This window comes from Pseudomonas sp. GG8 (assembly GCF_052976945.1).
The window spans coordinates 3263110-3286873 of record NZ_JBRIIP010000001.1; the positions used below are offsets into that span (position 1 = coordinate 3263110).

The 23764-nt window shown below is 54.8% G+C and carries 31 protein-coding genes; 8 read left to right on the forward strand and 23 right to left on the reverse strand.

The annotated features are described in order from the left end of the window. Nucleotide 1 precedes the first annotated feature (1 nt). The 20 genes from ACVBEG_RS15800 to ACVBEG_RS15895 form a co-directional block, all read right to left on the reverse strand. Complete coding sequence (locus ACVBEG_RS15800; protein WP_443701228.1) at nt 2-229, reverse strand: hypothetical protein; 228 nt, start codon at nt 227-229, stop codon at nt 2-4. A gap of 54 nt (nt 230-283) precedes the next feature. Beyond that, nucleotides 284-847 (reverse strand): phage baseplate assembly protein V, encoded by a 564-nt coding sequence (locus ACVBEG_RS15805; protein WP_447108018.1) that lies wholly within the window; start codon nt 845-847, stop codon nt 284-286. After that, nucleotides 844-1374, reverse strand: coding sequence for a hypothetical protein (locus ACVBEG_RS15810; protein WP_443701325.1), 531 nt, complete (start codon nt 1372-1374; stop codon nt 844-846). The genes ACVBEG_RS15805 and ACVBEG_RS15810 overlap by 4 nt, the downstream gene beginning before the upstream one ends. Next, nucleotides 1367-2023 (reverse strand): phage tail protein, encoded by a 657-nt coding sequence (locus tag ACVBEG_RS15815; protein WP_443701326.1) that lies wholly within the window; start codon nt 2021-2023, stop codon nt 1367-1369. Before ACVBEG_RS15815 ends, ACVBEG_RS15810 begins: the two co-directional genes overlap by 8 nt. Continuing rightward, on the reverse strand, nt 2020-2334 hold the full coding sequence (locus tag ACVBEG_RS15820) for a head-tail joining protein (RefSeq protein ID WP_447108019.1): 315 nt from the start codon (nt 2332-2334) through the stop codon (nt 2020-2022). Before ACVBEG_RS15820 ends, ACVBEG_RS15815 begins: the two co-directional genes overlap by 4 nt. Before the next feature lie 2 nt (nt 2335-2336). Then, nucleotides 2337-3332 (reverse strand): major capsid protein, encoded by a 996-nt coding sequence (locus ACVBEG_RS15825; protein WP_447108020.1) that lies wholly within the window; start codon nt 3330-3332, stop codon nt 2337-2339. Nucleotides 3333-3396: 64 nt separating this feature from the next. Beyond that, complete coding sequence (locus ACVBEG_RS15830; protein ID WP_443701189.1) at nt 3397-3741, reverse strand: head decoration protein; 345 nt, start codon at nt 3739-3741, stop codon at nt 3397-3399. A 3-nt stretch (nt 3742-3744) separates the two neighbouring features. After that, complete coding sequence (locus tag ACVBEG_RS15835) at nt 3745-4887, reverse strand: head maturation protease, ClpP-related (RefSeq protein ID WP_447108021.1); 1143 nt, start codon at nt 4885-4887, stop codon at nt 3745-3747. Further along, nucleotides 4884-6362, reverse strand: a complete 1479-nt coding sequence (locus ACVBEG_RS15840; RefSeq protein ID WP_447108022.1) for a phage portal protein — start codon at nt 6360-6362, stop codon at nt 4884-4886. Before ACVBEG_RS15840 ends, ACVBEG_RS15835 begins: the two co-directional genes overlap by 4 nt. Then, complete coding sequence (locus tag ACVBEG_RS15845) at nt 6362-6568, reverse strand: phage head-tail joining protein (RefSeq protein ID WP_447108023.1); 207 nt, start codon at nt 6566-6568, stop codon at nt 6362-6364. The genes ACVBEG_RS15840 and ACVBEG_RS15845 overlap by 1 nt, the downstream gene beginning before the upstream one ends. Nucleotides 6569-6945: 377 nt before the next feature. Next, nucleotides 6946-7227 (reverse strand): hypothetical protein, encoded by a 282-nt coding sequence (locus tag ACVBEG_RS15850; protein ID WP_447108024.1) that lies wholly within the window; start codon nt 7225-7227, stop codon nt 6946-6948. 411 nt (nt 7228-7638) lie between these two features. Beyond that, complete coding sequence (locus ACVBEG_RS15855) at nt 7639-9639, reverse strand: phage terminase large subunit family protein (protein ID WP_447108025.1); 2001 nt, start codon at nt 9637-9639, stop codon at nt 7639-7641. Between the two features lie 4 nt (nt 9640-9643). Continuing rightward, nucleotides 9644-10201, reverse strand: coding sequence for a terminase small subunit (locus ACVBEG_RS15860; RefSeq protein ID WP_447108026.1), 558 nt, complete (start codon nt 10199-10201; stop codon nt 9644-9646). Nucleotides 10202-10466: 265 nt separating this feature from the next. After that, a complete protein-coding gene (locus ACVBEG_RS15865; protein WP_447108027.1) occupies nt 10467-10781 on the reverse strand; it encodes a phage holin, lambda family in 315 nt (104 codons plus the stop codon). Nucleotides 10782-10873: 92 nt separating this feature from the next. Beyond that, the gene (locus tag ACVBEG_RS15870; RefSeq protein WP_447108028.1) at nt 10874-11299 is read right to left on the reverse strand and encodes a DUF1090 family protein; all 426 of its coding nucleotides are present in this window, start codon (nt 11297-11299) and stop codon (nt 10874-10876) included. 447 nt (nt 11300-11746) lie between these two features. Next, entirely contained in the window at nt 11747-12103 is a 357-nt protein-coding gene (locus ACVBEG_RS15875; RefSeq protein ID WP_447108029.1) for a PA0613 family protein, read from the reverse strand. Next, nucleotides 12096-14312: a VapE domain-containing protein gene (locus tag ACVBEG_RS15880; protein ID WP_447108030.1), complete on the reverse strand. Its 2217-nt coding sequence runs from the start codon at nt 14310-14312 to the stop codon at nt 12096-12098. The genes ACVBEG_RS15875 and ACVBEG_RS15880 overlap by 8 nt, the downstream gene beginning before the upstream one ends. Beyond that, the gene (locus tag ACVBEG_RS15885; RefSeq protein WP_447108031.1) at nt 14302-14520 is read right to left on the reverse strand and encodes a TraR/DksA family transcriptional regulator; all 219 of its coding nucleotides are present in this window, start codon (nt 14518-14520) and stop codon (nt 14302-14304) included. The genes ACVBEG_RS15880 and ACVBEG_RS15885 overlap by 11 nt, the downstream gene beginning before the upstream one ends. Nucleotides 14521-14522: 2 nt before the next feature. After that, entirely contained in the window at nt 14523-15032 is a 510-nt protein-coding gene (locus tag ACVBEG_RS15890) for a phage regulatory CII family protein (RefSeq protein WP_447108032.1), read from the reverse strand. 326 nt (nt 15033-15358) lie between these two features. After that, a complete protein-coding gene (locus tag ACVBEG_RS15895; RefSeq protein ID WP_447108033.1) occupies nt 15359-15580 on the reverse strand; it encodes a helix-turn-helix domain-containing protein in 222 nt (73 codons plus the stop codon). Between the two features lie 104 nt (nt 15581-15684). Here ACVBEG_RS15895 and ACVBEG_RS15900 point away from each other — a divergent pair, with 104 nt between their 5' ends. Next, nucleotides 15685-16347, forward strand: a complete 663-nt coding sequence (locus ACVBEG_RS15900) for an XRE family transcriptional regulator (protein ID WP_447108034.1) — start codon at nt 15685-15687, stop codon at nt 16345-16347. A 32-nt stretch (nt 16348-16379) separates the two neighbouring features. Here the strand turns inward: ACVBEG_RS15900 and ACVBEG_RS15905 are convergent, their stop codons facing one another. Together ACVBEG_RS15905 and ACVBEG_RS15910 are read right to left on the reverse strand one after the other, a co-directional pair. Then, complete coding sequence (locus ACVBEG_RS15905; protein WP_447108035.1) at nt 16380-16733, reverse strand: hypothetical protein; 354 nt, start codon at nt 16731-16733, stop codon at nt 16380-16382. A gap of 372 nt (nt 16734-17105) precedes the next feature. After that, complete coding sequence (locus ACVBEG_RS15910; RefSeq protein WP_447108036.1) at nt 17106-18119, reverse strand: hypothetical protein; 1014 nt, start codon at nt 18117-18119, stop codon at nt 17106-17108. 693 nt (nt 18120-18812) lie between these two features. Between ACVBEG_RS15910 and ACVBEG_RS15915 the strand changes: the two genes are divergently transcribed. From ACVBEG_RS15915 to ACVBEG_RS15945, 7 genes are all read left to right on the forward strand, one after another. Continuing rightward, nucleotides 18813-19406 carry a hypothetical protein gene (locus ACVBEG_RS15915; protein WP_447108037.1) on the forward strand — a complete coding sequence of 198 codons (594 nt, stop codon included), beginning with the start codon at nt 18813-18815 and terminating at the stop codon, nt 19404-19406. A gap of 8 nt (nt 19407-19414) precedes the next feature. Beyond that, nucleotides 19415-19699 carry a phage antirepressor KilAC domain-containing protein gene (locus ACVBEG_RS15920; protein ID WP_447108038.1) on the forward strand — a complete coding sequence of 95 codons (285 nt, stop codon included), beginning with the start codon at nt 19415-19417 and terminating at the stop codon, nt 19697-19699. Between the two features lie 25 nt (nt 19700-19724). Then, nucleotides 19725-19865, forward strand: a complete 141-nt coding sequence (locus ACVBEG_RS15925) for a hypothetical protein (protein WP_447108039.1) — start codon at nt 19725-19727, stop codon at nt 19863-19865. Further along, nucleotides 19858-20184, forward strand: coding sequence for a pyocin activator PrtN family protein (locus ACVBEG_RS15930; RefSeq protein ID WP_447108040.1), 327 nt, complete (start codon nt 19858-19860; stop codon nt 20182-20184). The genes ACVBEG_RS15925 and ACVBEG_RS15930 overlap by 8 nt, the downstream gene beginning before the upstream one ends. Before the next feature lie 54 nt (nt 20185-20238). Then, entirely contained in the window at nt 20239-20826 is a 588-nt protein-coding gene (locus ACVBEG_RS15935) for a hypothetical protein (RefSeq protein ID WP_447108041.1), read from the forward strand. Further along, the gene (locus tag ACVBEG_RS15940; protein ID WP_447108042.1) at nt 20823-21089 is read left to right on the forward strand and encodes a pyocin activator PrtN family protein; all 267 of its coding nucleotides are present in this window, start codon (nt 20823-20825) and stop codon (nt 21087-21089) included. The genes ACVBEG_RS15935 and ACVBEG_RS15940 overlap by 4 nt, the downstream gene beginning before the upstream one ends. Before the next feature lie 164 nt (nt 21090-21253). Further along, the gene (locus ACVBEG_RS15945) at nt 21254-22126 is read left to right on the forward strand and encodes a DNA adenine methylase (RefSeq protein WP_447108043.1); all 873 of its coding nucleotides are present in this window, start codon (nt 21254-21256) and stop codon (nt 22124-22126) included. Here the strand turns inward: ACVBEG_RS15945 and ACVBEG_RS15950 are convergent. Continuing rightward, complete coding sequence (locus ACVBEG_RS15950) at nt 22108-23586, reverse strand: hypothetical protein (RefSeq protein WP_447108044.1); 1479 nt, start codon at nt 23584-23586, stop codon at nt 22108-22110. The genes ACVBEG_RS15945 and ACVBEG_RS15950 overlap by 19 nt on opposite strands. Nucleotides 23587-23764: the final 178 nt, after the last annotated feature.

Genomic DNA, 23764 nt, shown 5'->3' on the forward strand with positions numbered 1-23764 from the left:
CTTACTCCTGCAGTGACTGGAACTCGGCGCTAGCGTTCAGGTAGTCCAGCAACTCCTCGTCGCCGTCCAGCACGGCCACGTGCTTTGCCACGACAGGCACCGCGCGATGACTTGGCAGGATCAAGGTGCGGGAGGTGTAGAGCTTGTCCGTGAAAACGGTTGCGGGCTTCGCCGCAACGGGCGCGGGAATGGGGCTGGCCGCGTTGAGTTCTGCATTGGTCTTGGCCATGCGTTTCTCCAGGAATGAAAAAACCCGCACAAGGCGGGCCGTAGGAACATTCGATTAGTGCGTGTGGTGATTGCTGTTGCCTGCGGCGTCCATGATCGTTCCGGCGCCGGTCACGTTACCGGTTACGTTCAGCGGCCCGTCAATATTCACTGTACCCACCAGGCCAATGGTCCCCGCCGTCACCGTTACCGCGTTATCCGTCACGGTGACGCTGGAGCCGCCGACCTTGATGGTGACGGTACCGGCTGGGAGCGTGATGCTGTAGCTGCTGGCCTGCCAGTCGTAAATCAGCGAGCCGCCGTCGTCGAAGCGCCAGACCTCGACATGATCGCGGTTATCCGGTGGTGGCCCGCCGTCGCCGTAAAGCCCCGGCACGAACGTGCCCTGCGCCGCCTGACCGCTGGGGCTGATCAACACACCCTGCTCGCCCAGGCTTGGCGCACGCCAATGGCGTGCCTTACCCGCCGCCTGGCTATGCCAGCGAACCCAGGCACTGGTCCATTCGCCATCCGACACCCGACAAGCAGGCGGTGACGCCGCCAGATCCACGGCCACCACATAGCACTGCTTGACCAGGGCTGCGATCATCCGGTCATGTTCAGCACTGGCGTAACTCATGCCATGGCCTCGGGCGGGAGGTAACCTCCCTCACTATTCGGTCCGGTGTCCGGACTGAAACCCCAGACCAAGGTGCCAGGCGGCTCATCCGGCCACGGCCATTCCTGCTCACCCAGATAAATTTGCTGGTTCCACTCCACCACCCAGACGGTGTATCCGTCGAGTTCAGGCTTGGTCCAGTCCTGCGCCGCCTGGACGAACTCGGCAGCATCCACTTCCAGCCCCCAGGTCTGCATCCGCAGCAAGACGGCAATCTGCGAAGCGAGGTGTGCGGCCTGCTGGTGGTGATGCGCTCGCTCAGGTGCGACAACAACCCGCGCCTCGAACTTGCAGATCAGTGTTGTTTCGCCGGTCCCGATGTCCTGCCCGGGTTCCATTTCCGCCAGCTCCAGAAAGATCGCGGGCAACGCAACGCGATCACGGATATCCGGCCAGGTGCTGACCATTTCGACGGTCGGTAGCGCCTCGCGTAAATGGCTTTCGATAGCGGTGTACAGCTGATCGAGGCTAAAAGGTTGATCAGACACGGCCTGCCCCCTTGAGGTATTTCTGCAGTTCGTAATTCAATTCCTGCCGCAGGATCTCCAGCAGACGTGCGTCCGCCAGTCGGCTCCAGGTGTTGAACAATGGGCGAATGTCTTCGAGCATCACCTTGGCTTTAGCCAGCGGAAAACGCCCGTAGGCTTCCTTAACAAAACCGGATGTTCTGCGACCGTCCGTGCTGCCCGGATAATCCTCGGCCGAGAATTGCTTGCTGCCGGTACGGATCCAGATGTCAGCATTGCTGCCATAGACCCGTTTGTAGAACGCGCCCTTGTATCGACGGCCCCCGACGCTGACACCACTGGCGGTTTGATTCGGCCGACCGATCCGGCTTGCCTCCAGCGGATTGATGCCGAACCAAAGCTTCCCTTGGCTGGATCCGCCCCGTACCGGATAGCTGCGCAACCGTTGCCGAACCGCCGTTACCGCGATTTTCTCTTGCCGACTGACCGCCCGCGCAATGTGGGTACGCAGCCAACCCAGCGTCTTGTTGATTGCTCGACGCTGAGCTGCTGCAGCGGCCTTGGGCACGACCTTGGCGAAGTCCTGAAAAGCTTTCAGGTTGGCCGCCGAGGACTGGATGGTGATCATCCCGCCACCGGCTGACTGCTTGGTGTAGCTGCCGACACTCATGGGCGTTTCCTCAAGATCAGGGCCACCAGACCGGTACCGTCAGGTTCAAGGTTCACCAGGTCATAGTCGCCGCCGCCATCCAATGGCGGCAGTTCGATATTGACCTGCTGCGCCTTGTCGACACCCTCGGCATCGGCCAAGCGGATCGTGAAGCGCGGTTCGCGCAGCCCTGTGTTCAGGCGCCCCATTTGCGGCTGCAGCCAAGGCGCCGCGAACATCCCCAGAACTCGGCGGCCTTCTATATAGCCGACGTCAGACAGCACCTCGAACACCGTTGCATCAACCCGGGCGACCAGGTCACGAAAGCCCACGGTCAGAGTTCGAGCAGGATCTGTGCCCGAGGTCGCGTGCACAGGTGCAATGGGTTCGACTGGGCTTCGCCCGCAATTCCTTTGCCAAACGGCAGCGGTTCGACCTTGCTGTAATAGGGGATGCCTTGAGTGTTGACCGTCTCCATGTAGTCCGCCGGCGCGAACACCGAGATGTACAGATCGGGTACACCCTCAGGCACCAACAGCGCCTTGTCATCGTTGACGAACGAAATGCCCGCCACCTTGCCGCGATAGCGCTCCCAGACGATGCCACCGAACTCAAAGCTTTCCCGCGCATCACCGCGCAGTGCAGCCGCCTGCAGGGTGTTGAGGTAAGTTTCTTTGACCGATTTGTGGGTGATCAGCTTGTTCCAGAAGTTCTTGCCGCAGAAAGCGCGGGATCCGGAACTGGTCACGCTGCCCAGCGCATCCTCTTGCATGTCCAGGGCTTCGCCGCTTTTGACTCGCAGCTCGGTGGCCGGATCATTCAGCCCCATGGAAAGGCGCTGACGCTGCACACCGAACCGGGCGTAGATATCGAGCAGCGGGGTCTGGCCGTCGGCATCGAGCACCAAGCCGTTCAGTGCGCCCATGCGCTGGAATTCGTGAGTGGCATCGAGCTGACGGCGAGCCTTGGCCAGGCGAGCGTTGACCACATCCTGCACCGCCTGCAATTCGGTGCGGGTGCCGAACGCACGGATGCCTTGAATGGTGTCAGCCTTGATGGTGAAGCGCTCAGGCAGGTGCACGGTGTTGAATGGAATCAAGGTGCGCTTGCTCGCGCCGACGATTAGGCCGGATGTACCGCGCTCACCGGCGGGTACCAGGGCCAAGGTGTCACCGTCCTTTTCGATCTGGACGGTCAGGGTTTCGATGCCTTCCTCTTGAAACAGTCCGAGGCTGCTGATGCGGCCCGGCAGGTAGGGTTGATCGTTGATGGCAGCGGTCAGCGCTGTGACGGTAAACGCCTCGTCATCAAAAATGGCGATATCGGCCATGGGTACACTCCAGAAATTAAAAACCCCGCTCGCGGCGGGGTGTGGGGAAGCGGTGGTGAACGTCTTAGCGAACGATCACAAAGTGGGTGGCCAGATCTTTTTCAGCAGCGAGATCCAGACCGGTGAGGTGCGCCTCACTGACTTCTGCCAGCCGCACGACGGCGCGACCGCGCCGAACAACATCCGACTCCCCCAGTGGCCCGTACAAAATCGCCACGGCGTTTTCGCTGCCGTCTTCGGCGGTCGGGTTATAGGGCGCGAAGTCACCGGTGGCCGTGACCAGGCCGAGGAGCTGACCGGCGTTCAGCGCGGGACCGGCGGCGACATCAATCGCTTCACGCGAAATTTTCCCGGCGCCCTCGGAAAGGAGAAACTCGCCAGCGTGGATCGGCTCTTGTCTGATGTTCATTGGTTAAGCTCCTTTCGAGGATGATGTTTGCCCGGTCTGCGCGCCCTTGCGGGCCGCCCAGATCGACGGCGGGTCGGGTTGTTTGGCCTGCACTTTCGGTGGCGGATCGTTTTGCAGCGGCAGGCTGTTGTCGATTTCGAAGCCTTTGCCGCTGCCGACGAGCTTGTCGAACAGGCGCCCGCGCACCGCCTCGGCGTCCAGACCTGCCGAAACAAACTCCAGGGTGAACTCTGGAAAGCGGGCCGCTACGCACAAATCGTTTACCGCCTTGGCGCGGGTCAGTGCGGCCTGAACCGTGGCCTCATCCACCAACTTGGTCGATGTGATCAGCGGCTCGATCAGGTTGCTGATACCGGCTTGCGTGCAGCTCTGGGTGATTATCAGCGCCAGCTTCGACGCGTCGACCACTGCTGGCGGTGGCGGATCAATTGGCTCAGGCGGCTCAAGTTCTGGCGGTTCGGCGAGCTGGGCCAGCAGCGCTTTGGGCGCATGCTGAAAGCGCTGCAGCGCGGCGCCCTGCCCGAGGCACGCTTTGACGGTGACGCCCTCACCCACTTCATCGGCCAGACCCAACGCCACCGCTTCATTGGCGGTCAGCCAGGTCTCGGCGTTGACCAAACGGCGCAGCTCGGCCTCATCGATGTTCGGCGCTTTGGACTTGTAGGCCGCGATGATCGCCTCCAACGTCTGATCCAACACATCAGCGACACGCCGCAAATCCTCGGCATCGCCCCCGGCGAAGGTCCACGGGTTGTGGATCATCAACATGGCGTTGGCCGCGATGACCACTTTGTGTGCACCGCATGCCGCGACACTGGCCGCGCTGGCTGCCAGGGCATCGATCCGTGCCGTGCAGCGCTCGCCCAGACGAGACAAGGCATTGTGAATGGCCAGGCCGTCGAACAGGTCACCACCGATGCTGTTGAAAGCAGCCACCACCGGCGAAACACCGTCATCCATGGCGCGCAGATCCTGCACAAACTGATTGGCAGTGATGCCCCACGTACCGATCTCGCCATAGACATAAATTTCGATGCTGCGCTGCCCGGCATCGCCGACCGCTTTGACGCTGTACCAGTGCTGATCCTGCACCTGCCGTTGACCTTTCGCCTTGTTGAAAATGCGCAGTGGCTTGAGCGGATTCATGGTGTTTCCTTTTGATCAGGCTCGACAACTTCAGCGAGCGTTTTGTAATTGAGGCCCAGGCGCCGTGCCCGTTCGGCATCGGCGGCGTTTTCCAGATCGACCGTTTCGGCGTCATAGCCGGTGCGCAGGACCATCTCGCTGCGCGAACCGAAGCCTGCGTTGACTTCCAGTATCTTGGCCTGCACGTCCTGCACCGGCTGGATGTAGGCCCAGCCCTGCGGCACCCAGCGCGTACGCTGATATTCGCGACGGCGCTTGGCATAGTCGGGCAAGGACAGCGCGCCGGAGAGCACGCCCATGTCCATCCATGCAGCACGCACCGGACGGCAGAGCTGGTGCACGTAGACACCGAACTGCAGTTGCTCCAGGCGCCGCCTGAATTCGGTCAGCACCACACGCAGCGCCCGGTCGTTAACCCCACGCATGTCGCCGGTAAGGATTTCGTAGGGCGTGCCCGACCCTGCTGCAGCGGCCATCAATTGCTGCCGCATGAAGTCCGGGTAGTTGTTGCCAGCATCCGGCGGTTTGGAAAACTCCACCTCCTCACCGACGCCCAGTTCCTGCATGGTCCCTGGCTCGAGCGCGACCATCGGCGTGAAGCCATCACGGTCAGGGTTCAGCAATTGCCCGGTGACCGGATCCCTCGGCACTTGACCCGCGTCCTGCGCGGGCTTGGTGATGAAGCCGGCAAACAGGTTGGCCACTTCCTGACGAAACAGCACTGCATCGTCGTAGTTATCGAGACTGCGCAGGCGTTTCAACACCGGCGACAGCCGAGGCACACCGCGCAACTGACCCGGCTCGACGGGTTCAAAAATGTGCAGCACCTGGCTGGCTGGAACGCGCACCAGTTGGTTGTACCCGCTGTTCAGCGAAGAGGCATCGCGCGGATGCGAGCGGTACATCCAGTAAGCCACCCGCTTACCAATAGGGCTGAATTCGATGCCGGCCCGGATGATGTTGCCGCTTTTGGTGGTCTCGAATTTGTCGTGCGGCACGAATTCCGGGGCCAGCACCTGAACCTGCAACGGCACCGCAAGACCTTCGTCCAGGCTGCGCGGGCGCAAGCGAATAAAGGCCTCGCCCGCCGTCTCGACCGTACGTGCGATCAGGGCTTGCTGACCGTAGAAGTCGGTCAGGCCATCGGCGTCGGACTCTTCAACCCAATCGTCCCAGAGTTCCTGCAGGACTTTGCGCAACGCATCGTCGTCGATCCGTGGCCGAGGGTTGATGCCGGTGCCAATCAGGTTACTGGTGCGTTTGTCGATGGCATTGAAGGCATACGGGTCGTTGCGCACCGCTGCACGGGACCGCGAGCGCAGATTGCGCAATGCCGGCATGACGATGCTGTTGATCCCGCTGTCAGGAGCATCCCAGCTGGCCGATCTGCGGCCTTCACCGGCGCCTTCGTAACTGGCCTTGATGCGATCCGGCAACAGGAATCCGTTACGGGTGAGCGTCGGATAGTTCGCCATTACAGTCCCTTGCCTCCGTGGTAAAGCCGAACCACGCGGGAGCGAGGTGCGGTGGCACTGATCAGCGACATGCGGATCTCTTCACGCGCCTTGAGCAACTCGTCGACCGTGCGGTATTCGACGGTACGGTCGCTGTAGCGCACGGTTTTTTCACCGCGAGCGATGGCCGCCTCAACCGCGTCGAGGTGCTTTTTGGTAAAGGACATTGAAATATCTCCAAATAGCTTAAAGCTTCTCCAGCCAAATCTAAAAACTGTACTTTTTTGCATGTGCAAAACTGAAAACCATTCTCGCGCGACGGTCAGTCAAGGCGAAAATAGTTGAAAAACGGCTGGTATCGCATCCGGATTTAGGGGCCTAAATGAGCATGCCGATCATAATTTAAAACAGACTGGTCGACGCAAAGGCAGTTTTCGTAAAAAACACACGGTTGGTTCTTGCTTGTGCTGACCTTGATTTCGCTGCCAATGTGTATCTGGGGGTCAAACTCAGAAAAGTCGCTCCTACCCCCACTTAAAGTACCAATAACTATACTACTTATTAAAAATACCTCTAAAAGAGGTATTTTCATCTTGGATGAGAACTAAAACCTACTTCGCAACATAACACCAATGCAAATCCCCAAAGCCAACGTCATTCCCGCATCCTGCAGAACAGGGCCGCCTCCGAGAAACTGCTCGCGCAGATGAGAAATCAACTCATCCGACTTGTATTCCGGATGATCTTCAGCGTACGCAGTAATAGCCCCGGCTATCTCTGTAGCAGGGAGCGGGTCAATTACCGCGCTATCCTTTAGCTTTCTAATCTCTTCAAGCAGTGCGTCATAGGTGGTTATCGGAGGCAAACTAATCGGATTAGCAGACATTATTTTTACCCTCACGAATTTAAGCAATTGGAGAATCGAACTGTTTGTACTGGGATGCTACATATTATGCGTAGACGGCTTTTCAGGAATTGTCTGTGTTCACTCGTCAGAAAATGCATATCCTGTACAAAGGTAGCCCTATGGATAATCAGGGCACACCCAAATTATCAACGAGATATGTGATCTTTTTTAATATCTAGGTGATAAAGAGCTACCAAATTGATGATATATCGAACATTTGCTATTTTAGCAAGCAACATTGCTGCTAGCACTTCGCGTTAAACATGACGAACAGTCAATCTCATACATAGCTTCCACCTCCATATTTCTAGATATCAGTACAATTATTGAAGCGTAAACGGGTATCGATATCTCAGTCCTCGTTCGCACCAGGTGTTCATTCCTATCTGGTTAACGTCTTTTCAAGTATCCACTGCTAGAGCTACGTCGTTGAGATGGCAAAGTTAATCGAGATTTAATAATAGGAGCCATTGATTGTTGAGACGGTTGATCTGTCGTAATGCGCGGCGCGGTGGCTGGCATCAGCTCGATGGCTACCGTCCTTTCATCGAACAAACCAGACTGTGCCAGGGCCTGTCGGACCCGCTCCCAGTCGTGCTCTTTGTAGCGGTTGACACCCAAGTAATGCGCCATAGCCAGGCAGTACACCATCAGGTCGAGCGCCTCGTTGCGCTCGGCCTTGCCCTTGACCCATTCGATACGCTTGTGGCCCCGCACATAGCGGGCGACCTTGCGCTCGGCCACACACTGGGCGAAAAAATCGTCCGGCAGGTCATTGGCAAAGTGCAGCGCACCCGGTCCGTCTTCGAACGGGTAGCGGTTGTAGATCCAGTCCTTGGCGGTGTCGGTACCGACGAACCACAGCTCCGCGCCACCGCGTTCGGTCTGGCCTTTCCATGTCACGTCAACCATGGACGGCCGCTGAGCAATCACGGGCTTACCGGGCTTACTCGCCCCCTTGATCGCAAAGATGTTGCGCCAACGCCGCACCCGGCAGAACTGGTAAACCTCATCCGTGTGGTGACCACCGGAGTCGACTGCTACCGCCAGAATTGCCAAGCCCACGCCGCACGGATGCCGGTAACGCGCCTTGAGCAACTCATCCAGTGCGGCCCACGTACGTTCGTCCGAGGGGTCGCCCGAGATCACCTGGTAATCAACCACCCAGCGTTCCATGCCGACGCCCCAGCCCATCGCCATGAACTCCAGGCGGTTGGCCTGAACGTCGACGGCGCCAGTGAGCATCAGCACGCCAGCGGGCATCGAGCCGAGGGAATAGACTTCCAATCGCGCCCGAGTCATCAGCACATCGGCTTTGGTTTGCTCCTGAGCGCTGTCCCAAACTTTGGCCAGGCGGGTGTTGTAGAACACCTGCATGGGTTCCAGATCGCCTTTAGCCTGGGCCTTTTTGGCCTTCTCGAATTGCCTGGCCAAGGTGCGCCAGTCCATCCAGCCCAGCGGCGAATACAGGGCGTTCAGGTTGAAGCCAACCGTTTCGCCGTCACCTTCCGCGTGAGCGCGCCACTCACCTCGGGCGAGCATGTCGCCTTTGTGGTGCTCCTCGATCAGCACGTCACAATCAGGCCCGGCGCATTGGTAGTGCACGACGCGATAATCCGCCGAGTAGTGCAGGCGTTCCCACTCCAGTGTCTGCATGTGCCCACAAGTCGGGCACGGCACATAGTAATAACGCTGGTCGCTGCCCTCGAACAGGTCGGCGATCCGCGAGGCGCCCTTAATTGTCGGCGAGCTGGAGAAATAAAACTTGGCGTTCCGGCCGAACGTACTGCCCCGCGTTTCCGCGAGTTCGATGGGATCACCCTCCTCGCCGATATCCACTTCCCAGCGGTCGATCTCATCGCCATAAACGTAGCGCGCCGAGAGTTCCGACAGGTTGGCCGCAGAGCCGGCGGTGGTGACGTACAGCGAGCCACCCTCGAACTCTTTGGTGTCCATCGTATTGCGCGAGTCCCGCGAGCGGCTGGACGCCACACGTTCGCGCAATACAGGCGTCGCCTTGATCGTCTTGCTGATCCGCGACGACACCCGCTTGGCCAGGCCAAGGCTCGGCAGCAGGGTCAGGATGTTGGACGGCGCCATGTGGATCAGGCCGCCGATCCAGTTCAACGCAATCTGCGTCTTCATCAACTGCGAGGCCACCATGGTGACCACACGTTTGCAGGAATGCGCCGGCGACAAGCAGCGCATTGGCTCGCGGGCATACGGGGTGCGAGAGGTGCGGTATTGGCCGGGTTCGGCAGCGCCGGTGTCACGCGGGATGCGCATGTACTCGTCGGCCCACTCATCCACCCAGAGTGCCGGGTCAGGTTTCAGGCCACGGAAATACGCCTCGCGGTACGCCTCTGCACCGTCAGGGATTTCCATGAGCATGGGATTAACTCGTTGTCAGGGCGTGTTCAAGGTCCGCAGAAGACATGCGCTCCGCGTCTTCCAGCGTGCGGCGGATGGCCGCCGTCAGGTGTCTTTCGATTTCCCAAGGGTCGGTCATGGCCGCCAGCTCGGGCGCAAGCTGTGGCGGCATGCCCAACAACTGATCGCGCAGCATGCGGCCCGCGTTGTAGGCGCCGGTTTGCACCGCTTCAAGCAGGACCAGAGAGCCCTGGCTCTTGTGAAAATTGGCTTGTTCCTGCAGGGCCAGATAGTGCTCCCGCAAAGCGCGGGACTTCTGGAAGTCCGCCGCCTGCCCGATTTGCGGCACCGCAGGTTCTTCGGCGGTAATTTGCGCCTCCCGTTGAAGGCGAAGCCGTTCGTGCCGCTGGGCGACGGCGGCTTTACTTGGGTCAGCAGACTCGGCCAGAAGGGCTTCGGTAGCTTCCAGTTCTACCTTGCCATCCTCTGTCAGTACCAACCGATCCTGATTAGCCAACTTGGAGACGTACGATTTAGCCCAGCCACGCCGTGCCGCAAACTCCGTTTTGCTGATAACAGTCATGTTGGAAAGTCCTGTTCACCTAATGAATACAGGGGGTTCACCAGTTCACCGCAGTTCACTAAGCTGGTGAACCAGCCGCTAACAAAGTCCCGCGGGTTTCATGCCCCGTGAGGGTCAGAAACCCCCAGGGTCCCCGGCGCAAATTTGCGCACCACTTTGGTGCGCTTTCGCTATAGCCCTAGAGACCAACGTCGCGGGGTTGTTGGCAACAACGGCGGCATATTCGGCGTAGGCCATTATCTAAACCACAAGGTTAAGCTGTTGATCAGGGGCTGGGCAATTTGGCGCTCGCATACCGCTCCACCAGGCTGGACACCTTTCTCGCGCCGAAGTAGCCAATCCAGATGCCCGCAGCGGACGCCAGGTTCTGCGACAACTCGAACAACTCAAGGACCGGTATCAGGCTGAGGGTGAACAACATGCACATCGGACCTTCAAGCAAGGCCTGGCACCATGTACCACCGCGATAAAACGTACGAAGCACGGTCATGACCAGCGATAAGCCCACTGCGTACATCATCGAGGCGTGCTCGTGTAGCCACGCAAGCACGATGGCCCATGTGTAGGGTTTGTCTGGCATCTGGGTCTCCTGCGTCTCCCGAGCGGGAGTAGAAAAGAAAAACCCGGCGCGAGGGCCGGGTTATGTATCTGGTGCGAGGTAAATGTTTCACGCTACATCGCGGGTGGAATATGATTCGATTTTGACATCACCAAGGATGAATCATGGTTCCTATTACTACAGCCATTGCAGTTCTGACGTTCCTCATACCGGCGATGTGGAAGTGGGTTGAGGCATCGCCTATTCATCGAGCTGCGTTCAGAAACCTCGCGATCAGAATCATTGTGTGGGTCTTGCTTCTGGCAATCATCGGAAACTCCATCAAAGGCATCACCGATTTTGGATTGTCTGACGCCCCCATGACCCGCTTTAGCGTATTGGTGCTGCTGTTGCACTGCTTCAATCTGGTTTGCTATACCGGAGTGACGATTGCAGTCCGGCACTTTCAGGCAGAGAACAAAGCCGCCCGGCTGGTCGAGCAGGCATAAAAAAACCGACCTATTGGTCGGTTGTATTTGCGTCGCTCTCCGCTGTCGCACCTATCGAAGATGACTACTTTTTACAGGTCGAGTTTACTGGCAGCAAGCCCCATTTAATGCCATCGGCGAATATCCCTGCTACACCTAGCGAATGTCTGGCGAATGTCGGTGAATGCACCTCACCGGCTCCCAGCGCCTTTGGCGCTGTCCTTCCTGTCCCACTATGCATTGGCAAGGTGGGACAGGTGAGAGCAGCTAAATTCAAGGCTTTGACCCACTGTCCTACTCTTTTTACTTCCTTCTCCCGTAAAGAGAGAAAGATAAAAGCACGCGTGCGCGCAACATGCGCGCGACGCTGCCCGCTGCGCTCACATGTGCGGAGGGCATTAGATGGCGGGACTGTGGGACAGCCCAATAGGCACGCGGCCTGAGCCTGTCCCACCATGATGCTGGATGGTGGGACAAGGTAGGACCGAAAGACGGTGAATGGCGCGGATGGGCGAAGAGTCACGCAGCTTTCCTCACCAGAAGGCCAGCGATGCATTCGTGTGCCTCATGCAGTCGCTCGTAATAGGTTTTTCGACTGCACCCGCAATGGGTGATCTTCTGAGAAAGGAAGCTGTCGTGATTGCAGTAGTGCTCACGGACGATGACCGACAGCTGCGGTGCCAGGTGCTTGTTCACTATCAGCTCAATGTCCGCTGATTCATCCAGCAACACTCGACTACCGCGCGTGCCCCTGATCAGCTCGCCCTTGCACTCCATCAGCATGGCGATCATGTTGCCGCCCGACCCACCGCCCTGTGACTCGCTGTGCAGGTCCTCGGCCCAAAGCTTAAGCATTTCGTCGATATATCTAATCAAAGCAAGGCTCCTCGAACTCGACACGCTCCAATGTCGAGGCGCCACCCCAGCCTGCCGGTTTCTTATAGGCCCAAGGTCGTTGCCCACTCTTTGCAAGCGCTGGCAGGCGGACACGGCGCCACCCGAGCCGATGCATGATTTGCCCGACACGCATCTGTTCGGGCTTACCCCAATGGCCAAAGTCCAACTTGAGAGCGCTCGCCAAGACTTCACTGCCGGTGGTGGTTTCTCCGATCTGCGACTCTTCCAACCAGGACAGAATCGGGCCTTCCCATTCATCAACAACAAAGCGCTCATCCTGGGCTTCAGCGAACATCCCAGCCTCTTCCCGATTGACCCACCAGATATCGCCGGCCTCATAGCAAAACATCGCCTCAGCCCAGAGCTGATCGCGGATATCCCGCAACCTATCCAGATCGACCTTGGTACAGGCCACCGGCCAATAACGGCGATTGCCGGTGGCGTCCTTGAGGTATTCGTCCTGGTTGGTGGTACCCACGAAAACACACTGGCGTGGCACGTCATTACTTCTGCGGCCGTAGCTCTCACGGTAGGTATCAGTCGAAGCGGAAAAGAACTGTTTGGCCTTGGTGCTTTCGGCCTTGTTGAAGCTGTCCAGCTCGCCCAGTTCAATGATCCATTTGCCACGAATCGCCTGGAAGCCGTCCTTGTCGCCGAGGGCAAAAGGCGTGTCCATGAACCATGCACCGCCGAGGATGCTCATGGCCGTGGACTTACCTTCGCCCTGCCCGCCTTCAAGGATCATCACAGAATCAGCCTTACAGCCGGGACGCATCACCCGTGCAATGGCCGAGATCATCCAGCGCTTACCAACCTTGGCGGTGTACTCGCTGGCCACGACTCCCATTACGTCAGTCAGCCAGCTTTCCAGACGCGACACACGATCCCATTCGAGCTTCTGCAGGTACTCACGCACAGGGTGAAAGGCATGGTCATGAGCGACAACACTCACCGCCTCGATCACACTGGAAGGCTTCACCCGCAGGTTGTACTGCTGGGCCAGCCACTTCATCACGCGGGTGTCATCGATGTCGGCCCAATCGCCAACGTCACCGCCATAAGGCGCGGCTCGCAGTTTGACGATCTTGGAGCTGAACGCGCTGAAGCTAATAACCCCGGCCCAGCGCTCGTCGTTGCCAAGGATCAGCTCGACGTTCTGCATGTGTGCAATCAAGGCGCCGTTTTCGGTACGTGCCAGATGATCCTTCCAACCACCCGCTGCAGGCGGCTTAACCACCGCGAGCACCTGGCGGCGAACCGCCTCCAACCCTTCCGCGCAATGCAGATCGTTAAAGTCGGTCCACTTGTCGTGACGCTCGGCTGAGAACATCGGGCCGACCACCTGACCACCGACGATCAGCGCCGCATTGCTACCCTTCTCTTCACCTGGGTTCCAGAGATCGCCATTCGGCCGCTTGGTCTTCCAGTCATCGTCGCGGCAAACGATCAAGGGGCGACCCGGAAAACGCTCGCGCATGGCCTTGGCCACCTCGCGCAGGTTGCCCGCATCAAAGGCGATGGCCACCGGCGCCGAGGTAGCCATGTGCAAGCTAGCGCCGGTGGCGTACCCCTCACACACTAGCACCGGCTCACCCGGTTCCGGGTGTGGGCCTATCAGGTGAAAGGCGCCCTCTTTCGACATGCCATAGGGCCAATAGATCTTGTCCCTGCCGGTGTCTTCTTGCTTCTCCGGAAAGATCACCTGCAGACCGACCATCTGATCCCGAACATTAATCATCGGCACCAAAACCGCGCCGGAGCGCGGTGCATAACGAACGCCAAACCCAACGATCTGCTTTCGATCAAGATAAGCGCTGCGGCCTTTTTCAGGCATGCGCTTAAACATGCCCGAAGCCCGATTAGCCGCTCGACGTGCCGCATTGGCCGCGATCTCTGCAGCTCTACGCTTGGCCTCTTCCTGCCGGGCGCGCATCACCTCACGTTCTTCAGCGCTCATCCGCCCAGCCTTGACCTTGATCTTATGTGACTCGCCAGAACGCCATTCACCAAAACTGCCGAAGATCAGCGTCTCGTTTTTCTCAGTGCGATGTTCATGCACCACATACCAACCGTTCTTCTCTTTACCCTTGTCCTGCCGGGTTTTGCAGCGGGTCAATTTGCCGAACGTGAGTGGCTGCTCTGGTTCCAAGCCGTAATCCGCGAACTGTCCTAGAACCTCATCGAGCATGATGGGCACGCCTTAACTCATCGACACTCTGGCAACTCACGCATTGGGTGCAGCCCTGAACAGCAAGGCGACGCGCCAAAGGAATTGGCGCATCGCAGTTTTCGCAAAATAGAAAGGAGTGGCGAGCAGGAGCAGGCTTGCGTGCAGCAAGAGCCTGATCAATACGTTCCTGCACCAGGTCATTAGCAAAGTCAGCGATATCAGCCATGGTCAGCACCCCCGCGTCGTTTGGTTGACGTATGACGCGCGGTTATACATGCCAAGCAGACCCTGAATACCGCGAAACACCAACTGGCGAATTTCGGCCAATTCACCATCATCTACCAAACCATCACCGATACTCTTGGCCCAGGTATCAGTGAAATCGGCAACCTGGCGCAGGTACACGGCGATACCAGCAGTCAGCGTCTCAGGCATATCGTCGGTGTATGCGTCCGCGAGTTCCTGCCAAATCGTATCGCCGACCAGGGCATGCACCGCATCGAGAATCCGACGGTCTTTGGTCAACTCAAGGATCTCGCCGAACTCCTGGACGTTCACGACATGACTCGGATGGGTCGGTGACAGCTTGTGTTGCAAAGTGCTGGGGTTACGGCCGGTGGTGGCGGCTATTGCAGCGGCACCGCCGGGATAGTCCCGTGCGGCGTGGTACAGCGCCAATTCGAGCGTCAGGATTTCCCGCTGTGCTCGATCAACGCAACTCAGAGCGATTCGGCTCATGGCATTAATCCTTATAAGTTGCCAGTGCCGCGCGGTATGTAGTGGTGATACATTTGCCGCGTGGCTTGAAAGGGCCCAAAAGCCGGCGAGATCTTCAGGATCGAAACCGGCACCGTGCCGAGGCAAACGATCCGTCGTTTACCTCTGGCGCAATAGCTGCCCAATCTGTGGTGGAGACGGCAGCAACCCAAGGCATCCGTGCCTTGAAAGCGCGGTAAAGGTCGGCGGTTTAGCATGTGGTGTGCCCGCCTACCTTTATCGCGACCCGACAACACTGTGGTGGTGTGTGCTGGGAGGAACTGGGCGGCCCTTTGGTCGCCTTTTTTCTAAGCTGCCTGGTCGTGATCACAAACGGGGAATACATCATCCAAAACACAGATGACTCCCTGTCTGTTCAGCGCGGCGGTAATCGCTCTGCTTTCAGACAGTCCTGGTGTACGTGTTCCGGACTCGTAATTGCTAAGTCGGCTTTGCGACCAACCAAGCTCATCAGCCAAGGCTGTTTGCTTGATATTTCCATCGATTCGTAGAGCAGAAATCCTGTTCATCGCGAAGGCTCATTTTTTGGACCAAACAACAATAACAACAGATCGTTATTTTTTCAATACGTTTAGTTTTAAATTAAATACACGAACTGTGATAATTTTTGCACATGGAAACTCTAGGCCAGCGCCTTGCGCGCTACAGAAAAGAAGCCCGCTACACCCAAACCAGTCTTGCCACAGCTTGCGAGTGGGAAAATGGTCAAGGACGTATCGGAAACTACGAAAAAGACAAGCGCGAACCCAGCCTTGCGGATCTACGCACGCTCTCAAAAGCGCTAAATAAGCCGCTGATCGCTCTCATTGAGGGTGAGGAATCAGACCGTGGCACAAGCCCAAGTGCCGAAGATTACGCATTGATCCCTCAATACTCCGCCCATGGCTCAACAGGAAATGGGCACTTTAACGAACACGTCGAGATTAAAGGCGGGCTTGTATTCAAGCGTGATTGGCTAGCTCGCATGGCCTTGAAGGAGCGAAACCTTCATGTGATTTCTGCTAAAGGGCAAAGCATGGAGCCAACCATTTGCGACGGCGACGTAGTATTACTGGATGAGATCCAAGCCGAACCGAAGGACCGCCGTATCTACGCCATGCTCAAGCCGGATGGCGAGTTGATCATAAAACGCCTTGTACAAAGCATGACTGGGGGCTGGATTATCCGTAGCGATAACGAAAATAAGCGCCAATATCCCGATGAAAACGCGACCGATAACGAAATCGGACACCTAAAAATCGTGGGTCGTATCGTTTGGCATGGCGGCGCACTGTAAGAGGTGATACCGCCAGTAGCACTACCAGCGTGTCAGATGGGAGCAAGCTTGAAAAACACGTAGATTGATTTTTCGCTGATAAATCCTAAGCCGACGCCTGACAACACCAGCACGCCAATGACGAAAATTCTCACACGCCAAAATAAATATAGAGTCCTCCAAAACCCTCGATATCGCAGCATGTAACGCTCCACAATTCTTCTGTAGTCTCCCCCCGCCCCAAATCCCCACAAGGCAATCACAAGCAAAAAAAACCAAGCAAACGGCTCCGGATGCTTGAACTGCATAGCTGTCGCAGCAAGGGCCATGGCAAGCACTCCCACGACATCGTTCGAGAAATCAAAATACTTCCTTGCGACATGCTCATCAGCGTCATTCAAAAACATATTTAACCCAAACCTCAAGCTCAGCGAACGAAAACAACATAAGCATGTAATATTGTGTAGCCGCATCGATCTGACCAGTCACTTACATTCACGCCGACCACCCTAAACAAACTAAATATCTTCAGCGGTTGCTGCTTTTTAGCTCACGCCTGCCACAACTCAAAAGCAGCGCCAACTCGGCGCGAGCATTGACGACTATAGACTACTTGACGAGCCAATTTTCGCACATCAAAGCTGCATACATCATTAACCTTACGACCAAGCTTAACGCACTTGGAATGCTCTCGAGACAACCATCCCTCCAGGCCGCTGCCTTCAGTTGCTCGAAGTAGAATATCAACCGAGCCAAGTACGCAATCACTAGTTAACCAGTTACAACCCCTCCACCTTAGCCGCTAACTCCCTAATTGGGGTAACATTCTCTGCTGCAGTGGAAATGGAAACGAGAACACACAATCCGGTCCCCTCGTTGACCCATTGGTTGCACGAAAAAGAAAGTGAGTTTTTATTTTCCGAAACATCCAGCTGGTACTTAGCCCCAACAACAAATATCGAGTGCTCTTGTATTTTTATATTCCCATCACAGTAGATATAGAATCGAAAGCCATCTGTTGGCTGCAAGGCCTTAAACTGAATTAATTTCCAGTGATCCTGCCCATACTCAGTTAGCTTTAACTCCACATCGACGTGATTTTGCCCTACCGCAAACTCCTGCACTGGTATTGTTGAGCGATACGATATATCACCACCCTCGCTAAACTCACTAAGGGCCGGATTTTCAACGACCTTGCGCTCGCCTTTTGGAGTACATACAGACACAGAAGTGCAGAATGATTGCTTATCTTCAAAGCCCAGAACTATATCGTTAAATCCGGTGGCGCTAGGATAGAGGCGATACGTGTATATCCCCTCAATTGCTATTGCTGACTTAGCACGACAGAAATAAGCCCTTGCATTGATAGAATAATTACTGCGTACACTTTTCTCTTTTATCTCAAGTGTTTTCTCGATCGAGAAACCATAATAATCTCCTATATTAGGGTATTTATTTTTTTCGCTGAACGATGGTTGTATAAGGGCCTTCAATGCTTCTTTCTTGGATTCCGGGTCAATGTTTGAGAGAAAATCCCGTTTTATTACAATATCCTTGAGGAGGTTTTTTATCTTATCTGTAAACTCAGACGAACCCGATGCAAATGTGAACACTGAAGCAATAATAACAGAAACACCAATTCCATCGAGCAACTTTATAGCAATTGATAGAGGCTTGCCGCGCGTAGACTCAGGATAGTATAAATCAAATATTATAGAAACTAATAATATCACCACTCCGAGCCACATATAATTTACAAAAAACCTTTTGAACCAGACCCATGTAGTCTTCATTTAAAACCTTTTCCAACTTTAAAAGTTATTAGGCTGAGTCGATATCTCTTAAAACTCTTCTGACTGTCAGAAAGCTAAATTCTTGATTTCTAAGTCGCCATTCGCAGACACAAGATATGAAAAAGTTACCCAGTTCACGACCAAGCATTCTTCAGTGCTTACCAATGCTACTGTTTGGCCATCACTCTGTCCACTGCCAGCTCATTGACCTTGAGTACTGTTGCAGTGGCTGACCAGGCTGGATGCAAACGGCTCATCAATACGAGTGCAATTAACCGGTCGGCGGCTATGCAGATGGATTGTCAAGCAGCATACAAATATGCAAACGATACTGGCCCTCTCAATTAGCTCAAAGTCAAAACACCGTTGAGAGCTGCGCAAAGAATAAGTAGCTATAAATAATCTAGGAGCGTTTTCGCTAACACCACATTTCGACGACAATTCGTAAAAAAACAAAACGTGTTGATTTAATAAAAACAATATGTGATATTTACCTCACTCTTCCACCACAGAGCGAGGAAAAACCATGCACACCACCGCAACCCTTCACGTCCACCCGACCGCAGCTGATCCGTTCCGCATCTTCGAGGTTCGCCGCCTAGCCCGCGAATTCGGCTGCGCGTACATCGCAGCCAAACCCAAATCGCAAGCCCGCCCCACCCCTTTCGATCCAAACAAGGGAGGGCGTGCAGCATGAACAACTTCTCTCTGTCTCCCCAAACCGTGCAACGGCTTGCCGCTCAGGTCAACTTGAACGGCACCTTCAGCCACACCTGCCAAACCGCGATGACAGGGCATCAGTTGAGGTTCCGTTTGCTGGCCGAGCGTAACAGCGACACCTCTACGTTCAACGTCGAAATGGGCAGCGAAAAGCACAGCATCACCATTGCGCACGGCTCAAACGGCAAACATCAGAAACTTGTCGACTTCATCGAGACCATCGCCAACGGCCGTATGGACACCGCCGAGCCGGCAGCACCGCGCATTAAGCCCAAACCGATGGAGCGGGAACGGTTGTTGGATTCAGGTCAGGAACAGCAGTTGCGTGATCTGGTGCGTAGAGGCGGCTCGTTCGACATTGAGCTGGGCTTTGAGCATCCCATCAAGGTGGCTGTTCATCGCACCATTACCCGGGCCGGCATCACCGCAATCGTGAGCATTGGTGTTTCGCGCCCTCGCACCCAGTGCTTCACCGTCCATGGCGACTATCAGCACGCCTTAGACGCGCTAACTGAATCCATCGAGTACATGGCGACCGTTGCGTCTCCCGCAGTGCAAGCGGCCTAGGAGGCAGGATGGAACGCACCTTAGCGCAAGCCGCCAAGCACCTTGGCATCACCCGGCCCAAGTTGATCAGCCAGATGCACGAAAAAGGCCTGCTTAACGACCGCAACTTACCGGCCTACCCAACCCGTGACCGTGAATATCTACGGGTAAAGGACAGCAATTGGTTTCACGCAGAACTGGGCATGCAGTACAGCCAGTCAACTCGAGTGAAGCAGGCGGGCATTCGCTGGTTGGCCGAACAGTTGAGCCTTGAGCTACCACCAATCCCGGCAGATGCCCGTGACGTGGCCTAGGGAATTCGCCCGGCAGATCATTGCAATGAGGACACGCGAGGAGCGCAACGCCGCGCTTCTCGACGTGCCCGAACACCTGCGCGAGCTGACGAAGCGCCACTGCCTGAACGCCTGGAGTCACCCGGCAAGACAGCAACGGATGGAGAACCAGAAAGCCTATGAATAGAACCAACCAAAGCCCGCTGCGCCTGATGCCAGCCCCAGAGACGGCCACCGTCGAGTTGCTCTATCGCACCTTCGGTGACGTGCTTATCCCCCTGGACAAGCTGCGCGTGCAGTACTTCCGCAATCTCAACGAGCAGTCGTTCGCAGCCGAGATCAATAGTGGCCGCATCCAGCTTCCAGTCACTACGCTGGACACCAGCCGCAAGGCACCAAAGTTCGCGCACATACGGCATGTCGCCGCGCTGATCGACATCCGCGCTTACAAGGCAGATGAAGAGCAGGCGCGACTGCAAACCGACGCAGCCGAGCCAACCGAATAATAGACAGCGGCTGCCACCACCAGCCATGCGAAATGACCACCAGGAGCACACCACATGACGGCAATACACGTTTGTGTATCGGATGGACCAACTCACCATCGAAAACCGGAGGAAAGCGGCATAAAGATCGACCAGACAAACGCCAATCATCCAACCGCTTTCCTCTGCTGCACTACCTGCGTCGGCGCGCAAAAAACAAAGAGCCTCTGCTGCGTAGCAGTAGGCATTACTACCCCTATCAGCAGCACCGCCGAGGCGCTTGTACCCCACGAAAAGCTGCGCGAGGCAGCCACACCTAATGCAGCGCTAATCGCTCAGAATCGCCCGCCCGCGCAGCCTGTCGTGGGGTATATGCACGTTTCAGGCTGCGTGGATGCCTTGCCCGAATCGACAGCAGGCCGGCGGTACTGGCTCTTGCCCGAGACCGTGACCACGATCTTCAGTGAAGCCGAACCGCGTGACGGATCGGACAGCATAATGATCGGAGTCGCCGAGCTTGAGCTAATCCTGCAGCAGAGCCTTGAGGCAACCCATAACCGTATAGTCGCGATGGAGCAGGACAAAGCAAGCGTATGGAACGACGCCCAAGCCCTCGTGATTGAATCCTACCAGGACCTGCCAGAAGCCCGGGAGGCAGCATGAACACAGCCTTTATATTAATGGCTCAATACAACGGCAGTGTTATTATCCCCTTACATAAAATCTGCGAAGATTATTTCACGCACTTAACTCCAGAAATGTTCCAACGAAAAGTTCTCGCTGGACAGATAAAACTTCCAATTACACGACTCGAAAAAAGTCAGAAAAGCGCAAAAGGTATACATCTTGCGGATTTAGCTCAATACATAGACGATCAGAGAGAAGCCGCGACCAAAGAACACAGACAACTAAACAATTTGAAATAAATAGCACACGGCGCTTAGCGTAAACAAGCGCCACAACCAAACAACCTTAATCAGCACTAGAGCACTCGGCTCGCATATATACATCGTAAAAAGAACAACACCAAGAATCAATATTGAAAAACCATCAAAAAAAATATATCATGCCGCATTTTTAGGACATTTCAATGCTAACTCCTTTACGCTACCCAGGCGGGAAAGCTAAGCTAGGCGCATGGCTAGCCCACCTTCTTCGTCACAATAGCATCAACGGCGCCTACATTGAGGCATACGCAGGCGGCGCAGGGGCGGCAATCTACTTACTAAGCAACCGCTATGTTGAAAATATAGTTATCAATGATCTAGACCCAGCAATTTACAGCTTTTGGTCATCCGTAGTTAACAACTCTGAAAGCTTTATCAAACTCATCATGGATACTCCCGTTACAATGGAGGAGCGCGACAAGCAAAAATCTATCTATTTACAACCATTCAAGCATACGGAGCTTGAATTGGGCTTCGCCACATTCTTCCTAAATCGCACGAATAGATCAGGAATAATCAAAGGTGGCGTAATCGGCGGAAAGAACCAAGACGGAAAATATAAAATTGACGCTAGATATACTAAGGACAATCTAGCAAAGCGCGTGCAAGATATAGGCGCAATGAAAGATCGAATTAGCATCCACTCCGAGGACGCTTTAAAATTTCTGAACTCTATCCGACTAGACAATAACAGCCTGATAAATCTCGACCCTCCATACTACAATAAAGGCAGCCAACTATATTCAAACTTCTATAAGCACGACGACCACGTAAGCATATCGAATTTAATTCACAAAATTAAAACACCTACAATCATCACTTACGATAACTGCGAGGAAATACAAGAGATATACGAAGATCATCAATCTTTAACTTTCGACATTATCTATTCTAGCCACCTAGAAAGACCAATTGCCAAAGAACTACTCATTTACAAAAACATAGAAATCGACCCCCTGCCTTTTACCTCAAAGCAGGTAAGGCCGATTAAAGAATCTCAACCTACTTCTATCTGATCCCAAAGCAATTTTAAAAGATGATAGAAGTCATCCCATGTACTTTTTACCTTATCATCTTTGGGATTAAAAATTTCTGAATGGATATATTTCTGCATCGAAGGAACAGAAACCAGTGCATCCTCAAGCAGATCATCGACCTTTAGATAGTAATCGCCCCCGGCAACAATAACCTCATCTCGGATCAGTTTAGTTTTTATTGCCCGCAACATTTCCTTAATCGAAGCGTTATCAAAATTACTCTCTCTTACGAGCTTAAATTTCCTGACATAGGCCTTGAACGTCCCCTCGATGAATGCTCGAACAAGCATCATACCGGCCACAGGACACTTCTCTAGCATAGTTAGTTCTTTGTATATATCTCTTAGCTTTTGTTCGTCTTTTGGTAGCGTTAAAGGGTGCCCACCCTTTGTCACATATTTTGCACGATTAGCGCTATGCTTTGTTGGAATGCTTCCACTTTTACCTCCACCTACCGAAGTTACTTTTGGCTGAGACTCGTCCTTTTGTCCAACCCCAGAGGGCGACTCTTGGGCCGATGAGGGCGAGCCAGGTGGATTTGGATTTGGATTTTTTCCTGCCTGAGGTAACTCACTAGGGCCGGCAATGGGGCGCCCATGGCCGGACGCTTCAAATGCAGCTAGCCCTTCATCTTGGCGAACTAACTCAACATAATAGTCCCGATTAGCCGGGGCCATTAAACTTAGAGTTCCCGGCGTTTCATTACGCTTAACATGAACCGCCCCAGTTTCCACATCAGAAATAATTCTCTTTGCAATCGCATGCGCATACAGAGGCGGCACGCAAGGTACAATGTTTTCATCTTCATCAAACCCGAAACCCAAAAGCTTGATATTTTTGTTCGCTCCGAAAAATCGCCCGAGCGTAGTAACCGCGAACTTCTCCGGCACTGAAATATCATTTTCATCAGCCCAAAGAGTAAGTTTTGCGGCCTTCCAAAAGGTTCCTTTCTCGCCAATAGATAGTTGATAGTACTCTTGCTGAAGCGACTCCCAGTTCTTTCTACCAATACCACCATTTTCTCCGGTATGCGCACGCAAAATATACTCATTAACTGCGGCGATATCCGAGCCAACCTTACAATCTACCTTATGAATTAGATTTCCGTTTTGCTCAGCAAGCTCCGCGAGCCTTTCAAAGCGCTCCCTAACAGGCTTCTCTTTACACAAGTGAGGGCGATTAAGTAGTTTAAGAGCAGAAATACGTCGATTACCGTCCTTGACGACATATTTCCCTTTTTGCTTAATAACAACAATATTTTCAATTGTTAATCCAGCTTCAGCAATATCCTTGGCTATAGCAAAAAAAGGTTGTCCGAGAGCAATCATTTTCTCCAGACATGCATCTTGATCCCTGCCGAACCCAATCCGTGGATTACGCTCATCTAACAGTAGCGAATCGATCGATACCGCTTTTTGATCCTTGAAATTATTTCTCATTCGCAGACGATCTCCTGACAACGAAACTCGTGCCAGTCAATGATGGCACTTCAATTTCACTGCAGGATACCCATCTAACGCTTACCCAACAACTATGCGAGACCTAACCTTGCGCCGAGGGCAACCGGAGACTTGGCATTCTACCTTGACCTGCAGCGGGAGACCCCAGTGAAGGAGT